Below are 15,772 nucleotides of genomic sequence, written 5' to 3' on the forward strand. Positions count from 1 at the left end.
CTCAGCCCCGGCCGATCGGCGCCGTCACCGCATCGGTGACGGCGATCAGGTCGGTCGGGTCGAGCTCCACGTCCAGTCCCCGTCGCCCGCCGGAGACCAGGATGGTCTCGAAGCCGAGAGCCGAGGAGTCCAGCACGGTGGGGTGGGCGCGCCGCTGCCCGATGGGGGAGATGCCCCCGGCGACGTACCCGGTGGCCCGCTCGGCATCCGCGACGTCGGCCATCACCGCCTTGCTGCCGCCCACGGCCCGCGCCAGCGCCTTGAGGTCGAGCTGGCCGGTGACCGGCACGATGCCGACGGCCAGCCGACCGTCGACCGAGGCCATCAGCGTCTTGAAGACCCGGGCCGGGTCCTCGCCCAGTGCCTCCGCGGCCTCGAGCCCGAAGGACTCCGCCCGCGGGTCGTGGTGGTAGGCGCGCAGGGTGAACGCGACCCCGGCACGCTCCAGCGCGACCGTGGCCGGCGTACTCCCGCCGGGCCTCCGCTTCGCCATCGGCCCTCCTGCTCCGATCCGGGTCAACCGTGAGCCTAGTTCGGCGACCAGCGGGTGCGGGCGACCTCGGTGGCCGGCAGCGAGGGGATGGCGTTCATCGCCCGCAGCTCGCGGCGCAGCAGGTCGGTGACGAGGAGCAGCCGCTCCTCGACGTCGTCGGACTCCAGCAGCGCCTGCCGCTCGGGCATCGCGAGCGGGGCCACGGCGGCCAGGGTCCAGGAGAGGTACGCCGGGTCCTTCGGCAGGGCGGTCGGGTGCGGGTCGCCGCGCCAGGGCGTGACCGCGGCTCGATAGGCGGTGAAGGCGGCCAGCGCCACCTCGGTGACCGCGGGGTCGATGGTCGCCGGCTTCGGTGCGGGCAGCTCGGTCACCCGGGCGGCCGGGAAGTCGCCGCTGGTCTCCAGCCCGTCGAGGCGGATGCGGTCGCGGCCCACGGCGACGATCTCGAACGTGCCGTCGGGGCTCTCCGTCGCCTCGGTGAGCTGCAGCCGACAGCCCACTCGGTAGAGCGACTGGGCGCCGTGGTCCCCGACCTCGTAGCCCTCCCGGATGCCGACCGAGCCGAAGAGCCGGTCGGCTGAGTCCGGCACCCGCAGCAGGTGGTGCACCAGGGCGCGGTAGCGGTCCTCGAAGACGTGCAGGGGGACCATGACACCGGGGAAGACCACGGTGTTCAGCGGGAACATCGGCAGCGTGCCGGTCACGGCTCCGACCCTAGCCCGACCGGGCAGTGGGCACCGGCGGCTCGCGGAGCCGGGGAGAAACTAGAATCGGGGGCATGTCCGCCACCAGCACGCCCCGGCCGATCCGCCGCATCGACCTGCGCGGCGCCGGGCATGACGTGGACCACCGGTCGGTGGTGCCGCGGGCCGCGTTCGACGTGGAGGCGGCCGCCGAGCAGGTCCGCCCGGTGCTGGACGCCGTGCGCGACCGGGGGCTCGAGGCGGTGCGCGAGCTGACCGCGCGGTTCGACGGGGTGGAGGACGCCGAGGTCGTCGTACCCCCCGCGACCCTGCACGCGGCGCTGGACGCGCTCGCGCCCGAGGTGCGCGCCGGGCTGGAGGAGTCGATCCGCCGGCTGCGCGCCACCTGCACGGCCGAGCTGGAGCAGGACGTGGTCACCGAGGTCGCGCCGGGCGCGGTGGTGACCCACCGGATGATCCCGATCGAGCGGGTGGGCCTCTACGTCCCCGGCGGTGTCGCGCCGCTGGTCTCCAGCGTGGTGATGAACGTCGTCCCGGCGCAGGTCGCCGGGGTCTCCTCGATCGCGCTCGCCACCCCGCCACAGCGGGACAACGGCGGCCTGCCCGACCCCACGATCATGGCCGCGTGTGCGCTGCTCGGCGTCGAGGAGGTCTACGCCGTCGGCGGCGGCCAGGCGATCGCGATGCTGGCCTACGGCGCCGGCCCGTGCCGGCCGGTCGACCTTGTCACCGGTCCCGGGAACATCTACGTCACCGCCGCCAAGCGGCTGCTGCGCGGCGTGGTCGGCATCGACTCCGAGGCCGGCCCCAGCGAGGTCCTCGTTCTGGCCGACGACACCGCCGACGCGTCGTACGTCGCTGCCGACCTGATCTCCCAGGCCGAGCACGGCGAGACCTCGGCCTCGGTCCTGGTCACCGACAGCGAGGAGCTCGCGGACGCGGTGACCGCGGAGCTGGTGCGGCAGGTCGCGGCGACCAAGCACAGCGAGCGGATCGGCACGGCGCTGAGCGCGGAGCAGTCCGCGATCGTGCTGGTCGACGACCTGGATCAGGGCCTGCGGGTGGTCGACGGCTATGCGACCGAGCACCTGGAGATCCACACCCGCGACGCCGCCGACGTCGCCGGGCGGGTGCGCAACGCGGGCGCGATCTTCCTCGGGCCGTTCGCGCCGGTCTCGCTGGGCGACTACACCGCCGGCTCCAACCACGTGCTGCCGACCGCGGGCTGCGCCTGCCACTCCTCGGGCCTGTCGGTCCGGTCCTTCCTCAAGGCGGTGCACGTCGTGGACTACAGCCGGGCCGCGCTGGAGGAGGTCGCCGGTCACGTGACCACGCTCGCCGACGCGGAGGACCTGCCCGGCCACGGCGCCGCGATCCGGGTCCGGTTCCGGGACTGAGGGGCCGAGGATGACCCAGGACAGCGGCTGGCCGCCGCTGCGCGAGGAGCTGCGCGGGATCGCCCCCTACGGCGCCCCCCAGCTGGACGTGCCGGTGCAGCTGAACACGAACGAGAGCCCCTACGGGCCGTCGGCCGAGACCGTCGCCGACGTCGCCGCGGCGGTGGCGGAGGTCGCCGGAGGGCTCAACCGCTACCCCGACCGGGACTTCACCGAGCTGAGCCGCGCCCTGGCGGCCTACCTCACGCCGGACGCCGGCGGGAACGTGATCGGCCCGGAGATGGTGTGGGCAGCGAACGGCTCCAACGAGGTGATGCTGCACCTGCTGCAGGCCTTCGGCGGGCCGGGCCGGACGGCGCTGAGCTTCGCGCCGACGTACTCGATGTATCCCGAGTACGCCCGCGACACCCACACCGGCTGGGCCGTCGGGCACCGCAACGAGGACTTCGGCCTCGACCTGGAGCGCGCCCGCCGGCTGGTGACCGAGCAGCGGCCTGCGCTGGTGCTGCTGCCGAGCCCGAACAACCCGACCGGGACGGCCCTGCCGCACGAGGCGATCGGTGTGCTCTGCGAGGCGGCGGGCGACGGGCTGGTGGTGATCGACGAGGCGTACGCCGAGTTCCGCCGGGCCGGCGTCCCCAGCGCGCTGGAGCTGCTGGGCGAGCACCGCAACCTCGTGGTGACGCGCACCATGAGCAAGGCGTTCGCGATGGCCGGGACCCGGCTGGGCTACCTCGCCGCGCGGCCGGAGATCGTCGAGGGGCTGCGCGTGGTGCGGCTGCCCTACCACCTCTCCTCGGTGACCCAGGCGGTCGCGCTGGCCGGGTTGCGGCACGCACCGGAGCTGCTGGGGTACGTCGACCGACTGCGGTCCGAGCGCGACGAGCTGGTCGCCTGGCTGCGGGCACAGGGGCACGAGGTCGCCGACTCCGACGCCAACTTCGTGCTCTTCGGCCGCTTCGCGGACCGGCACGCCGTGTGGCAGGCGCTGCTCGACCGCGGGGTGCTGATCCGCGAGACCGGGCCGGACGGCTGGCTGCGAGTCTCGGTGGGCACGCCCGAGGAGATGGCAGCATTCAGGGAGGCGCTCACCGCCGCGGTGGGCGCCCCGAGGACCCGAGCACAGGAACAGGGACGATGAGCGAGCAGGCGAGCGCAGCGCGCACGGCGACGGTGGACCGCGAGACCAAGGAGTCGCGGGTGCACGTCGAGGTGAACCTCGACGGCACCGGCAAGGCCGAGGTCGGCACCGGCGTGGGCTTCTACGACCACATGCTCACCTCCTTCGCCCGGCACTCGCTGGTCGACCTGGTCGTGGAGACCGACGGCGACCTGCACATCGACGCCCACCACACCGTCGAGGACACCGCGATCGCACTGGGCGAGGCGCTGCGGCAGGCGCTGGGGGACAAGCGCGGGATCCGGCGCTTCGGCGACGCCACCGTGCCCCTGGACGAGGCGCTGGTGCAGGCGGTCGTCGACGTCTCCGGCCGGCCCTACTGCGTGCACACGGGCGAGCCCGAGGGCCAGCAGTTCGTCAACATCACCGCGGCCGAGGGGCCGCCGTACCTCGGCTCGCTGACGCGGCACGTCTTCGAGACCATCGCCTTCCACGGCCAGCTCGCCCTGCACGTGCGGGTCCTGGCCGGGCGCGACCCGCACCACCTGGTCGAGACCCAGTTCAAGGCGTTCGCCCGGGCGTTCCGCGACGCCGTCGCCCTCGACCCGCGTGAGACCGGCGTGCCGTCGACCAAGGGGACCCTGGACCGGTGAGCGAGGTCGTCGTCCTCGACTACGGGTCGGGGAACCTGCGCTCGGCCGTGCGCGCGATGGAGCGGGCCGGCGCGTCGGTGACGCTCACCTCGGACTTCCAGGCCGGCCTGGAGGCCGACGGGCTGGTCGTCCCCGGGGTGGGCGCCTACGCCGCCTGCATGGCCGGGCTGCGGGAGATCAAGGGCGACCGGCTGATCGGGCGACGGCTCGCCGGCGGCCGACCGGTGCTGGGCATCTGCGTGGGCATGCAGATCCTCTTCGAGCGCGGCATCGAGCACGGCGTGGAGACCGCCGGCTGTGACGAGTGGCCCGGCGTGGTCGAGCGGCTGCAGGCGCCGGTGGTGCCGCACATGGGCTGGAACACCGTCGCGGTCCCCGACGGGAGCTCGCTGTTCGCCGGGGTGGAGTCGGAGCGGTTCTACTTCGTGCACTCCTACGGCGTGCGCGACTGGACGCTGGTCACCGACGGCCGCACCCGTGCCCCGCTCGTCACCTGGGCCGAGCACGGCGGCGACCGGTTCGTCGCGGCCGTGGAGAACGGGCCGCTCTCGGCCACCCAGTTCCACCCCGAGAAGTCCGGCGACGCCGGGGCCGCGCTGCTGCGCAACTGGGTCCGCTCGCTCTGACGCCCCGAGCGGGGCTCGAGTGGTCGGGGTGGCCCGGGTGGGCCGTGTGGGATCGGGGCCATCTGATGACCCCGATCGCACACGGTCGGCCGCGCCGGCGCCGTCGGCACGGGCCCACCGAGCGGACCGCGAGCGGAGCGACGTACCCCCGACTCCTAGGCTGGAGGGGTGAGCGACCATCTCGAGCTGCTGCCCGCCGTCGACATCAAGGGCGGGCAGGCGGTGCAGCTGGTGCAGGGCGTGGACGGCTCGGAGAAGCGCTTCGGCGACCCGGTCGAGGCGGCGCTGCGCTGGCAGCAGGCGGGCGCGGAGTGGATCCACCTGGTCGACCTCGACGCCGCGTTCGGGCACGGCCACAACCGCGAGCTGCAGGCGCGGATCGTCGGCGAGCTCGACATCGACGTGGAGATGTCCGGCGGGATCCGCGACGACGAGTCGCTCGACGCCGCCATGGCCACCGGCTGCCGCCGGGTCAACATCGGCACCGCCGCGCTGGAGCGGCCGGAGTGGTGCGCGCAGGCGATCGAGAGGTACGGCGACCGGGTCGCCGTCGGCCTCGACGTGCGCGGTCGCACGTTGGCCGCGCGGGGCTGGACCCGCGACGGCGGCGACCTCTACGAGACGCTGGCCCGGCTGGACGAGCAGGGCTGCGCCCGGTACGTCGTCACCGACGTCAACAAGGACGGGATGCTCGCCGGGCCCAACCTGCAGCTGCTGCGCGACGTCTGCGCCGCCACCGACCGTCCGGTGGTCGCCAGCGGCGGCGTCACGACCCTCGACGACATCCGCGCGCTGATGGGCCTGGTGCCCGACGGCGTCGAGGGCGCGATCGCCGGAACCGCCCTCTACACCGGGCAGTTCACCCTGGAGGACGCGCTCGAGCTGACCCGGGGGACCCGATGAGCCTCGCCGTCCGCGTCATCCCCTGCCTCGACGTCGACGGCGGGCGGGTGGTCAAGGGGATCAACTTCAAGGAGCTGCGCGACGCCGGGGACCCGGTCGAGATGGCGCGGACCTACGACGCCGAGGGCGCCGACGAGCTGACCTTCCTCGACATCTCCGCCTCGCACGAGGGTCGCGCGACCACCATGGAGGTCGTCTCCCGCTGCGCGGAGGAGGTCTTCATCCCGCTCACCGTCGGCGGCGGGGTCGGGAGCGTGGCCGACGTGGACCGGCTGCTGCGTGCGGGCGCGGACAAGATCGCGGTCAACACCGCGGCGATCCACCGGCCCGAGCTGGTGGCCGAGATCGCCGACCGCTTCGGCAACCAGGTGCTCGTGCTCTCCCTGGACGCGCGGCGGGTCACCGACCCGGGGCGCCGTACCGACAGCGGCTTCGAGGTCACCACGCACGGCGGCCGGAAGTCCGCCGGCCTGGACGCCATCGAGTGGGCCGCCCGCGCCACCGAGCTCGGTGCCGGGGAGATCCTGCTCAACGCGATGGACGCCGACGGCACCACCGACGGCTTCGACACCGAGCTGATCGAGGCGGTACGTCGCGAGGTGAGCATCCCGGTCATCGCCAGCGGCGGTGCCGGTGCGGTCGAGCACTTCCCGGCGGCGGTCGAGGCGGGCGCGGACGCCGTGCTGGCCGCCACGGTCTTCCACTTCGGCACGCTCCGGGTGAGCGAGGTCAAGGACGGTCTGCGGGCATCAGGCCACCCTGTGCGCTGACCGGTCGTTGCCGGGTCTCCCTGGCGTCACCCGGAGTCCAAATCCGGTTTACGCCTGCTTCCTACGGTGTGCGCGGCCGTGCACACGGTGCGGCCGACACCGGAAGGAGATCCATGACCGACGTCCCCCACCAGCCCATCCGCCGCCGGGCCCTGCTCGCTGCCGGAGGCGCCGCCGCGGCCACCGCCGCGGTGGCCACGACGCCGTCCCCGGCGACCGCAGCGCGCGGCAACGGCGGGTCCGCGCTGCGGTTCCGCCGCAACGGCCGCTTCCGGATCGTGCAGTTCAACGACACCCAGGACGGGAGCCGCACGGACCGCCGTACCCTGCAGCTGATGGAGCGGGTGCTGGACCGCGAGAAGCCCGACTTCGCCGTGATCAACGGCGACGTCGTCAATGGCTCGCCGGAGAACGCACTCCAGTTGAAGCAGGCCTACAACAACGTGGTGCAGCCGATGGAGTCGCGCGGCATCCCGTGGGCGGTGACGTTCGGCAACCACGACGAGGACTCGGTCGACAAGACCGGCATGGACGAGGAGAAGGTGCTGAGCTTCCTCCGTCGCTACGAGTACAACCTCAACGCCCGGGACGGCGAGCTGCCCGGTACGGCGAACACCCATCTGCTCATCCGCTCCAGCCGCGGACGCCGGGCCGCCTTCGCGCTGTGGCTGCTCGACTCGCACCGCTACGCCCCGAAGACCCTGGGCGGTCAGGACTTCAAGGACCTGAAGTCCTATGACTGGATCAAGCCGGAGCAGATCGACTGGTATCGCCGGCGCTCCCTCGCCGCCGAGCGTCGCAACGGCGCGGCGATCCCGTCGCTGATGTTCTTCCACATCCCGCTCTGGGAGCACCACCACATGTGGTACGGCACGCAGTTCAGCTCCGATGAGTCCAAGCACGCGGCGGCTCGGCAGAAGCACCAGATCGAGGGCGAGAAGAACGAGGACGTGTTCGTCGGCGCGTTCAACTCCGGGCTCTACGCCGCAGCCCAGGAGCGCGGGGACGTTCGTGGCATCTACTGCGGCCACGACCACATCAACACCTACAAGGGCAACTACTTCGGGATCGAGCTCGGCTACGGGCCCGGCACCGGGTTCGGGACCTACGGCCTCGGCGGCACCGACGACCACCGCCTGCGTGGCTGCCGGATCTTCGACCTGGACGAGTCGACCGAGGGCGTCTACCGCAGCACCCGGAACGTGTTCGCCCGCGATCTCGAGATCGACACGAAGGCGGGCAGTCAGCCGATCGACGAGCCCCTGCCGCTGCCGTGACCCGGGTGCGGGTGGGTCTACGATCCCGGCATGCGCCTACCCACCCGCGCCCTGGCGGCGCCGCTCAGCCTGGCCGTGGCGGCCCTGGCCCTCAGCTCCTGCGCACCGCGTGACGAGGAGGGCGGGTCCGCCTCCTCCTCGGCCGACTCCTCGGAGTCGGCGTCGGCCGAGGAGTGTGCCAAGGGCAGCCTGGACACCTACCAGGACGGCACGCTGACCGTCGCCACCGACGACCCCGCCTACGAGCCCTGGTTCATGGACAACGACCCGGCCAACGGGCGCGGTTACGAGGCGGCGGTCGCCTACGCCATCGCCGACGAGCTCGGCTACGCCGAGGACGAGGTCACCTGGGTCCGGGTGCCGTTCAACGCCGTCGTCCAGCCGGGGGAGAAGAAGTTCGACCTCGACCTCAACCAGGTCTCCATCACCGAGGAGCGCCGCAAGGCGGTGGACTTCTCCTCCGGCTACTACGACGTCCGGCAGGTGGTGATCACCCGCAAGGGCACGCCGCTGGAGGGTGCGAAGACCCTCGCCGACCTCGCGGATGCCAAGCTCGGCGCGCAGGTCGGCACGACGAGCTTCCGGGCGATCGAGGACCAGATCGGCAGCAGCCAGGAGGCGGCGCCGTACGACACCAACGACCAGGCCGTCCAAGCCCTCAACAACGGGCAGATCGACGGCATCGTGGTGGACCTCCCGACCGCGTTCTACATGGTCGCCGCCCAGCTCGAGGACGGCACGATCGTGGGCCAGCTGCCGCAGGCCGGCGATCAGGTCGAGCAGTTCGGCGCGGTGCTCGACAAGGGCTCGCCGCTGACCGGCTGCGTGAGCCGGGCGGTGGACACGCTGCGGGAGAACGGCACCCTGGAGGAGCTGGCCGGCACCTGGCTGGCCGAGCAGGGCGCGCCCGAGCTCTCCTGATGGCGACCGGGGTCGACGACTGGCAGCCCTCGCCGGTCCAGCGGGAGCGCGACGCCCTCCGTCGGCGCCAGACCCGGCGCAGCATCGGCGTCTCGGCGCTGAGCACGGTGCTCGTGCTGGGGCTGGCCGGGCTCGCCGTCGTCACCTCGCCGGGGTGGGCGCGGGTCCAGGAGACCTACTTCGACTGGGACAAGGCGGTCGCCTCCCTCCCGGCCGTGGCCGAGGGGCTCTGGCTCAACATCCGGGTGACCCTGCTCTGCGGGGTGCTCATCTTGCTGCTGAGCCTGACGATCGCGGTGATGCGGACGATCCGCGGCCCGGTCGCCTTCCCGCTGCGGCTGATCGGGACGGTGTACGTCGACGTGTTCCGCGGGCTGCCGCTGCTGCTGGTGATCTTCCTCCTCGGCTTCGGCGGGCCGGCGCTCAACCTGGCGGGGCTGCCCCGCTCGGCGCTCTTCTGGGGCTGCTCCGCGCTGGTGCTGTCCTACTCGGCCTACGTCGCCGAGGTCTTCCGCGCCGGCATCGAGTCGGTGCATCCCTCCCAGCGGCTGGCGGCCCGCTCGCTCGGACTCGGCTACGGCCAGACCCTGCGGCGCGTCGTGCTTCCCCAGGCCTGGCGCCGGGTGCTGCCCCCGTTGATGAACGACCTGGTCTCGCTGCAGAAGGACTCCGGCCTGATCGCCGTACTCGGCGTCGTCGACGCGATCCGGGCGGCACAGATCGAGACGTCGAAGGACTTCAACTACACGCCGTACGTCGTCGCCGGGGTGCTCTTCATCTGCCTCACCGTCCCGATGGCGCGGCTGACGGACTGGTATGCGCGGAAGAAGGGCTTCCAGGGCGCGGGAGGGCTGCTCTGATGGCGCTGCTGGAGCTGCGCGGGGTGCGGAAGTCCTTCGGCGACCATGTGGTGCTGCGCAGCGTCGACCTGGCCGTGCAGCCGGGGGAGTGCGTGGTGCTGATCGGGGCGTCCGGCTCGGGCAAGTCCACGCTGCTCCGGTGCGTCAACCTGCTCGAGGTGGTCGACGACGGGGAGATCCTCTTCGACGGCCGGGACATCGCCGACCCGCGCGTCGACGGCGACGAGGTCCGCTCCCGGATGGGCCTGGTCTTCCAGTCCTACAACCTGTTCCCGCACCTGTCCGTGCTGGGCAACGTCACCCTCGCCCTCCGGCTCGTGCACCGGGTGCCCGCGGCCGAGGCCGACCGACGGGGCCTGGCGATGCTGGAGCGGGTCAGCCTGTCGGACAAGGCGCAGGCGCGCCCCGACGACCTCTCCGGCGGGCAGCAGCAGCGGGTGGCGATCGCCCGGTCGCTGGTCGCGGACCCCCGGCTGATGCTGCTCGACGAGGTCACCTCGGCGCTGGACCCCGAGTTGGTGGGCGAGGTGCTCGACCTGCTCGGCTCGCTGAAGGAGCAGGGCGTCACGATGCTGCTCAACACCCACGAGATGGGCTTCGCCCGCGAGGTCGCCGACCGGGTCTGCTTCCTGCACGACGGGGTGGTCCACGAGTCCGGTACCCCCGAGCAGGTGCTGGGCGACCCGCAGCGCGAGCGCACCCGGGCGTTCCTCTCGCGGCTCCGTGACCACGCCTGAGCCCGGGCGCAACGTCATACGTTCCGGGAGACAGGTTCCCCACTTCGTATGACGTCCCGCGGCCGGGCGGGCGAGCCCGGGCGCAACGTCATACGTTCCGGAGGACGGGTTCTCCACTTCGTATGACGTCCTGGGGCGGGCGGGGCAGGGAGTCAGGCGGGACGGCCCGGGGAGGGCGCCGTCACGAAGTCGATCAGCTCCTCGACCCGGCCGAGCAGCTCGGGCTCGAGGTCCTGGTAGCCGCGGACCCCGCCCAGGATGTGCCGCCACGCGCGGGCGATGTCGGCCTGGTCGCGGTGCGGCCAGCCGAGCCGCTGGCACACGCCCTTCTTCCACTCCTCGCTCCGCGGCACCTCCGGCCAGCCGGGGAGCCCGAGGCGGGCCGGCTTGACCGCCTGCCAGATGTCGACGAACGGGTGGCCGACGATCAACACGTCCTTGCCGACCGGCGAGCGCGCGATGGAGGCGGCGATCCGGCTCTCCTTCGACCCGCGGACCAGGTGGTCGACCAGGACGCCCACGCGCCGGTCGGGGCCGGGCCGGAAGTCCGTGAGGTGGTGCGCGAGGTCGTCGACGCCGCCGAGGTACTCCACGACCACGCCCTCGATCCGCAGGTCGTCGCCCCAGACCTTCTCCACCAGCTCCGCGTCGTGCCGGCCCTCGACGAAGATCCGGCTGGCTCGCGCGACCCGCGCCTTCGCGTCGTGTACCGCGATGCTGCCCGAGGCCGTGTGCGTGCGCTTGGCCGGCGCCGGACGGGTCACCGGCGGGGTGAGGATCACCGGCCGGCCCTCGAGCAGGAAGCCGGGCCCGAGCGGGAAGGTACGCCGCTTGGCGCGGCGGTCCTCCAGGGTCACGGTCCGCAGGTCGCGGTCGACCGCCACGATCTCACCACACCAGTCGGTCGTGACCTCCTCCACCACCAGGCCGTGGTCGGCGCTGTGCTCGGTGGCCCGACCCCGGGCCGGGGCCCGCCAGTCGGTGGCCAGCACGTCGGAGCCGTAGCGGTCACGGGAGCCTAAGGGGCGCTGCGGGGAGGTCACCGGCCAACGCTAGAACCGCTCGCTCAGCGGGGCATCGAGCCGCCCCGGCGTGTCACGACTCGTCGTCCTCCGTGGACTCCTCGGAGGAGGTCCCCGAGGTCTCGCCATCGTCCTCGGAGGAGTCCTGGGTGTCCCGCATCCCCAGCTCCTCGGAGGACTTGGTCGCCTCGTCGTCGGGGTCGAGGGGCTCGGCGAGCGGGTTGTCCTCGCCGGGCCGCACGTCCTCGGGCAGCTGGTCGTCGGTGATCTCGCCGGGGCCCGGCTCACGCTCGCTGTCGGTCTCGCTCATGACCCGACGGTAGGGCCGCGCCTCCTCGCCGCAGTCCACCCGGACGGGTGGCTCAGGCCATCGGCAGCCGCTTCTGGTCCCGCGGCAGGTGGGCGTAGACGAGCCCCACCGCCTCGGCGAGCCGCTCGCGCGGCCAGGGCCACTCGGCGCTCTCCAGGGCCTGATCGACCGGCACGCCGCGCCCGGCCAGCTCGGCGGCCGTCTGGGCCACGACGCCGACCTCGTGCCGCTGCCGGTCGACATACTCCCGGTCCACCGGCGCTCCATGGCCCGGCACCACGAGCGTGCGCTCGCCGACCATCCCGAGCATCAGGTCGAGCGTCGCCGGCCACTCCAGCGGCCAGGAGTCGGGCCCGAACGACGGGGGAGCGGACTCCTCGACCAGGTCGCCGGCGAGCAGCACGCCCGCGTCGGGGACGTTGACGACCAGGTCGCCGGAGGTGTGCCCCCGCCCGAGGTAGACCAGCTCCACCGCCCGGTCGCCCAGGTCGAGCAGGTCGACCCCGGAGAACGGGTGGTCGGGCAGCACGACCTCGGTGGCGAGCACGTCGGCGGAGTGCGGGTCGGCGGGGTCCTCGGCATAGCGCTCCCGCACCCGCGCCGCACCCGTCTCCAGCTCGGCCACGGCCAGCTCGTGTGCGTGGATCGGCAGGTCGCTGTACGCCTCCCGGAACGCGGCGTTGCCGAAGGTGTGGTCGAAGTGCCAGTGCGTGTTCACCACCGCGGTGACCTCGCCGGCCCCGAGGCGGCGTACGTCGTCCACGACGGCGCGCCCGGCGGCGGTGGACCCGTGGGTGTCGACCGCCACGAGCCCGCGCTCCCCGCCGACCAGGGTGACGTTGGCGTCGAACCAGGGGTAGCGGGCGACCCAGACGCGGTCACCCACCTCGGTGAACTCGACCATGGACGCCAGCCTAGTAGGATTGGCACTCGGTGGCGGCGAGTGCCAGTCAGGGGCCGCCGGTCAGGACGGGTCGAGTCACGAGGAGGCCGAGATGTCGGAGGAGCGCAAGCTCGCCGTGCTCCGGGCGATCGTGGAGGACTACGTCGACACCGAGGAGCCCGTGGGCTCCAAGGCCCTGGTCGAGCGGCACCAGCTCGGCGTCTCCCCGGCCACCGTGCGCAACGACATGGCGGCGCTGGAGGAGGAGGGCTTCATCCGGCAGCCGCACACCAGCGCCGGGCGGGTCCCGACCGACAAGGGCTACCGCCTCTTCGTGGACCGGCTCACCACCGTGAAGCCGATGAGCACCGCGGAGAAGCGGGCCATCTCGGCCTTCCTCGAGCGCGCGGTCGACCTCGACGACGTGGTGCAGCGCTCGGTCCGGCTGCTGGCGCAGCTGACCCAGCAGGTCGCCGTGGTGCAGTACCCCACCCTCTCCGGCTCCACTGTGCGGCACGTGGAGCTGGTGGCCATGCAGCCCACGCGGCTGCTGGTCGTGCTCATCCTGTCCACCGGGCGGGTCGAGCAGCGCCTGGCCGACCTGCCGCGCGAGCTGGACGAGGACGGGCTCGCCGCCCTGCGCTCGCGGGTCCTGCACGCCGTCACCGGGGCGCGCATCCAGGAGGCGACGACCGCGCTGAGCGAGCTCACCGAGGACGGCCACCCCGACGCCGACATCGCAGCAGTGGTCTCCGCCGCGCTGGTGGAGGCCATGTCGGACCACCGCTCCGACGAGCGGGTCGCCATCGGGGGTACGGCGAACCTCGCCCGGTTCGGCGACAACTTCGACACCGGGCTGCGGCCGCTGCTGGAGGCGCTGGAGGAGCACGTCGTGCTGCTCACGCTGCTCGGCGAGGCGCAGTCCGGCGGCGCGGTCACCGTGCGGATCGGTCACGAGGGGCCGATCAGCGAGCTGTCCTCCACCTCGGTGGTGGCCACCGGCTACGGCCCCGGCCAGGAGGCGCTGGCCTCCCTCGGCGTGGTCGGCCCGACCCGGATGGACTACCCCGGAAGCATGGCCGCGGTGCGCGCCGTCGCCCGCTACGTCTCCCGCATCCTCGAGCAGGCCTGACCGGCCGCCGATCCCGACCCAGACCCAGCAGACCTCAGGAAGAAGCAGACCAACAGTGAGCCAGGACCTCTACGAGCTCCTCGGAGTCGACCGCGACGCCGACGGCGACGCCATCAAGCGGGCCTACCGCAAGCTGGCGCGCCAGCTGCACCCCGACGTGAACCCGGACCCGGAGTCCCAGGACCGCTTCAAGGCCGTCTCGCACGCCTACGAGGTGCTCTCGGACCCCCAGAAGCGCGCTGCCTACGACCGCGGGGGTGACCCGTTCGGCGGCTTCGGCGGCTTCGGCGGCGCCGAGGGCCAGGGCTTCTCCTTCACCGACATCATGGACGCCTTCTTCGGCGGCGCCGCCGCCCAGCAGGGCCGCGGCCCCCGACCCCGGCAGCGCCGCGGCCAGGACGCGCTCGTGCGGATGGACATCGACCTGGCCGAGGCCGCGTTCGGCACCGCGCGCGAGCTCAAGGTCGACACCGCGGTGGAGTGCACCACCTGCCACGGCGAGGGCACCGCCCCCGGCACCCACCCGGTCACCTGCACCACCTGCCACGGCCAGGGCGAGGTAGCCCAGGTCCAGCGCTCGCTCCTCGGGGAGATCCGGACCCTGCGTCCGTGCCCGGCCTGCCGCGGCTACGGCACCCTGATCGAGGACCCGTGCCGCGAGTGCTCCGGCGACGGCCGGGTCCGCGCCCGCCGCAGCCTCACGGTGAAGATCCCGGCGGGCGTCGACAACGGCACCCGCGTGCAGCTGTCCGGTGAGGGCGAGGTCGGCCCCGGCGGCGGGCCCGCCGGCGACCTCTACGTCGAGCTGCACGTCGAGCCCCACCCGCGCTTCACCCGCCACGGCGCCGACCTGCACTGCACCGTCACGCTGCCGATGACCGCGGCCGCGCTGGGCACCACGCTGACCCTGCCGACGCTCGAGGCGGACCTGGACGACGCCGAGGACGACGTGCAGCGCGACTTCGAGGTGGAGATCAAGCCCGGCACCCAGTCCGGGACCGAGCTGGTGCAGCGCGAGCTGGGCGTGCCCGGACTGCGCGGCGGCCGGGGCGACCTGGTCGTCACCGTGGACGTGGAGACCCCCACCCGGCTCGACGACCGCCAGCGAGAGCTGCTGCGCGAGCTCGCCGGGCTGCGCAAGGAGGAGTCGCCCACCGGGGACGTCCGGCCCGAGCAGAAGTCGGTCTTCAGCCGATTCCGCGACGCGTTCAACCAGCACTGATGTCCCTCCCGACCCACCTGGTCGACGCGCTGGGCGAGGCCGTCCCGGGTGCGACGGTGGCCGTGGAGGGGGACGAGGCGCATCACGCGGTGGCCGTACGCCGGCTCCGCGCCGGCGAGCGGCTGGTCCTCACCGACGGCGCCGGGACCCGGGTGCTCGGCGAGGTCGCCGAGGCCGGCAAGCGTCGTCTGGAGGTGACCGTGCTCGAGGTCGAGCGGCTGCCCGAGCCCCGGCCCGCGGTCACCGTGGTGCAGGCCCTGCCCAAGGGCGACCGCGGCGAGCGCGCGGTGGAGATGCTCACCGAGATCGGCTGCGCCACCATCGTCCCGTGGGCCGCCGAGCGCTCGGTCGCCGTGTGGCGCGGCGAGCGGGCCGCCAAGGGCGTCGCGAAGTGGCGGGCCACCGCCCGGGAGGCGGCCAAGCAGGCGCGCCGGGCCTGGCTGCCGGAGGTGACCGAGCTGCACTCCACCGACGACGTCGCCGCCCTGGTGGCCGACGCCGACCTGGCGGTCGTGCTGCACGAGGCGAGCGAGCGGGCCCTCGCGTGGGTGGAGCTGCCCGCGGACGGCACGATCCTCGTGGTGGTCGGCCCCGAGGGCGGCCTGACCGACGCCGAGGTCGACGCGCTGACGGCGGCCGGCGCGGTCGACGTACGCCTCGGAACCGAGGTCCTGCGCACGTCGACCGCCGGCGTCGCCGCCGTGGCCGCCCTGCTGTCGCGGACCGATCGCTGGCGCTGACC

Annotated in this window: 18 protein-coding genes; 13 read left to right on the plus strand and 5 right to left on the minus strand. The window is 73.3% G+C overall.

All coding sequences use genetic code 11. The features are described from left to right. Position 1: 1 nt before the first annotated feature. Entirely contained in the window at positions 2–493 is a 492-nt protein-coding gene (gene ybaK, locus K8W59_RS05915) for a Cys-tRNA(Pro) deacylase (protein ID WP_223397925.1), read from the minus strand. Positions 494–528: 35 nt separating this feature from the next. Next, positions 529–1,197: an LON peptidase substrate-binding domain-containing protein gene (locus K8W59_RS05920; protein ID WP_223397926.1), complete on the minus strand. Its 669-nt coding sequence runs from the start codon at positions 1,195–1,197 to the stop codon at positions 529–531. A 74-nt stretch (positions 1,198–1,271) separates the two neighbouring features. Between K8W59_RS05920 and hisD the strand changes: the two genes are divergently transcribed. The 10 genes from hisD (at position 1,272) to K8W59_RS05970 (ending at position 10,461) form a co-directional block, all read left to right on the plus strand. Further along, a complete protein-coding gene (hisD, locus tag K8W59_RS05925) occupies positions 1,272–2,594 on the plus strand; it encodes a histidinol dehydrogenase (RefSeq protein WP_223397927.1) in 1,323 nt (440 codons plus the stop codon). A 10-nt stretch (positions 2,595–2,604) separates the two neighbouring features. Next, positions 2,605–3,735 carry a histidinol-phosphate transaminase gene (locus K8W59_RS05930; RefSeq protein WP_223397928.1) on the plus strand — a complete coding sequence of 377 codons (1,131 nt, stop codon included), beginning with the start codon at positions 2,605–2,607 and terminating at the stop codon, positions 3,733–3,735. Beyond that, complete coding sequence (gene hisB, locus K8W59_RS05935; protein WP_223397931.1) at positions 3,732–4,367, plus strand: imidazoleglycerol-phosphate dehydratase HisB; 636 nt, start codon at positions 3,732–3,734, stop codon at positions 4,365–4,367. The genes K8W59_RS05930 and hisB overlap by 4 nt, the downstream gene beginning before the upstream one ends. After that, positions 4,364–4,993: an imidazole glycerol phosphate synthase subunit HisH gene (gene hisH / locus K8W59_RS05940; protein WP_223397935.1), complete on the plus strand. Its 630-nt coding sequence runs from the start codon at positions 4,364–4,366 to the stop codon at positions 4,991–4,993. The genes hisB and hisH overlap by 4 nt, the downstream gene beginning before the upstream one ends. A gap of 168 nt (positions 4,994–5,161) precedes the next feature. After that, entirely contained in the window at positions 5,162–5,896 is a 735-nt protein-coding gene (priA, locus tag K8W59_RS05945; RefSeq protein WP_223397937.1) for a bifunctional 1-(5-phosphoribosyl)-5-((5-phosphoribosylamino)methylideneamino)imidazole-4-carboxamide isomerase/phosphoribosylanthranilate isomerase PriA, read from the plus strand. Next, positions 5,893–6,666 carry an imidazole glycerol phosphate synthase subunit HisF gene (gene hisF / locus K8W59_RS05950; RefSeq protein WP_223397940.1) on the plus strand — a complete coding sequence of 258 codons (774 nt, stop codon included), beginning with the start codon at positions 5,893–5,895 and terminating at the stop codon, positions 6,664–6,666. The genes priA and hisF overlap by 4 nt, the downstream gene beginning before the upstream one ends. 113 nt (positions 6,667–6,779) lie before the next feature. Next, positions 6,780–7,943, plus strand: a complete 1,164-nt coding sequence (locus K8W59_RS05955) for a metallophosphoesterase family protein (protein ID WP_223397944.1) — start codon at positions 6,780–6,782, stop codon at positions 7,941–7,943. A gap of 30 nt (positions 7,944–7,973) precedes the next feature. Then, entirely contained in the window at positions 7,974–8,864 is an 891-nt protein-coding gene (locus tag K8W59_RS05960; protein ID WP_223397952.1) for an ABC transporter substrate-binding protein, read from the plus strand. Then, on the plus strand, positions 8,864–9,724 hold the full coding sequence (locus K8W59_RS05965) for an amino acid ABC transporter permease (protein ID WP_223397955.1): 861 nt from the start codon (positions 8,864–8,866) through the stop codon (positions 9,722–9,724). The genes K8W59_RS05960 and K8W59_RS05965 overlap by 1 nt, the downstream gene beginning before the upstream one ends. Continuing rightward, positions 9,724–10,461 (plus strand): amino acid ABC transporter ATP-binding protein, encoded by a 738-nt coding sequence (locus K8W59_RS05970; protein WP_223397960.1) that lies wholly within the window; start codon positions 9,724–9,726, stop codon positions 10,459–10,461. Before K8W59_RS05965 ends, K8W59_RS05970 begins: the two co-directional genes overlap by 1 nt. A 152-nt stretch (positions 10,462–10,613) precedes the next feature. Here K8W59_RS05970 and K8W59_RS05975 read toward each other — a convergent pair whose 3' ends face one another. Genes K8W59_RS05975 through K8W59_RS05985 form a run of 3 tightly spaced genes read right to left on the minus strand, consistent with a single transcriptional unit; the run spans position 10,614 to position 12,697 of the window. Next, positions 10,614–11,504 (minus strand): DUF3097 domain-containing protein, encoded by an 891-nt coding sequence (locus tag K8W59_RS05975; protein ID WP_223397965.1) that lies wholly within the window; start codon positions 11,502–11,504, stop codon positions 10,614–10,616. A gap of 52 nt (positions 11,505–11,556) precedes the next feature. Continuing rightward, positions 11,557–11,793 (minus strand): hypothetical protein, encoded by a 237-nt coding sequence (locus tag K8W59_RS05980; protein WP_223397967.1) that lies wholly within the window; start codon positions 11,791–11,793, stop codon positions 11,557–11,559. 52 nt (positions 11,794–11,845) lie between these two features. Next, positions 11,846–12,697 (minus strand): MBL fold metallo-hydrolase, encoded by an 852-nt coding sequence (locus tag K8W59_RS05985; protein WP_223397970.1) that lies wholly within the window; start codon positions 12,695–12,697, stop codon positions 11,846–11,848. Between the two features lie 91 nt (positions 12,698–12,788). Here K8W59_RS05985 and hrcA point away from each other — a divergent pair, with 91 nt between their 5' ends. Genes hrcA through K8W59_RS06000 form a run of 3 tightly spaced genes read left to right on the plus strand, consistent with a single transcriptional unit; the run spans position 12,789 to position 15,770 of the window. Beyond that, on the plus strand, positions 12,789–13,808 hold the full coding sequence (gene hrcA, locus K8W59_RS05990) for a heat-inducible transcriptional repressor HrcA (protein ID WP_223397975.1): 1,020 nt from the start codon (positions 12,789–12,791) through the stop codon (positions 13,806–13,808). A gap of 55 nt (positions 13,809–13,863) precedes the next feature. Further along, positions 13,864–15,030, plus strand: a complete 1,167-nt coding sequence (dnaJ, locus tag K8W59_RS05995; RefSeq protein WP_223397978.1) for a molecular chaperone DnaJ — start codon at positions 13,864–13,866, stop codon at positions 15,028–15,030. Then, on the plus strand, positions 15,030–15,770 hold the full coding sequence (locus K8W59_RS06000) for a 16S rRNA (uracil(1498)-N(3))-methyltransferase (protein ID WP_223397981.1): 741 nt from the start codon (positions 15,030–15,032) through the stop codon (positions 15,768–15,770). Before dnaJ ends, K8W59_RS06000 begins: the two co-directional genes overlap by 1 nt. The last annotated feature ends 2 nt before the right edge of the window (positions 15,771–15,772 follow it).

It is taken from the genome of Nocardioides rotundus (genome assembly GCF_019931675.1).
Classification (GTDB): domain Bacteria; phylum Actinomycetota; class Actinomycetes; order Propionibacteriales; family Nocardioidaceae; genus Nocardioides; species Nocardioides rotundus.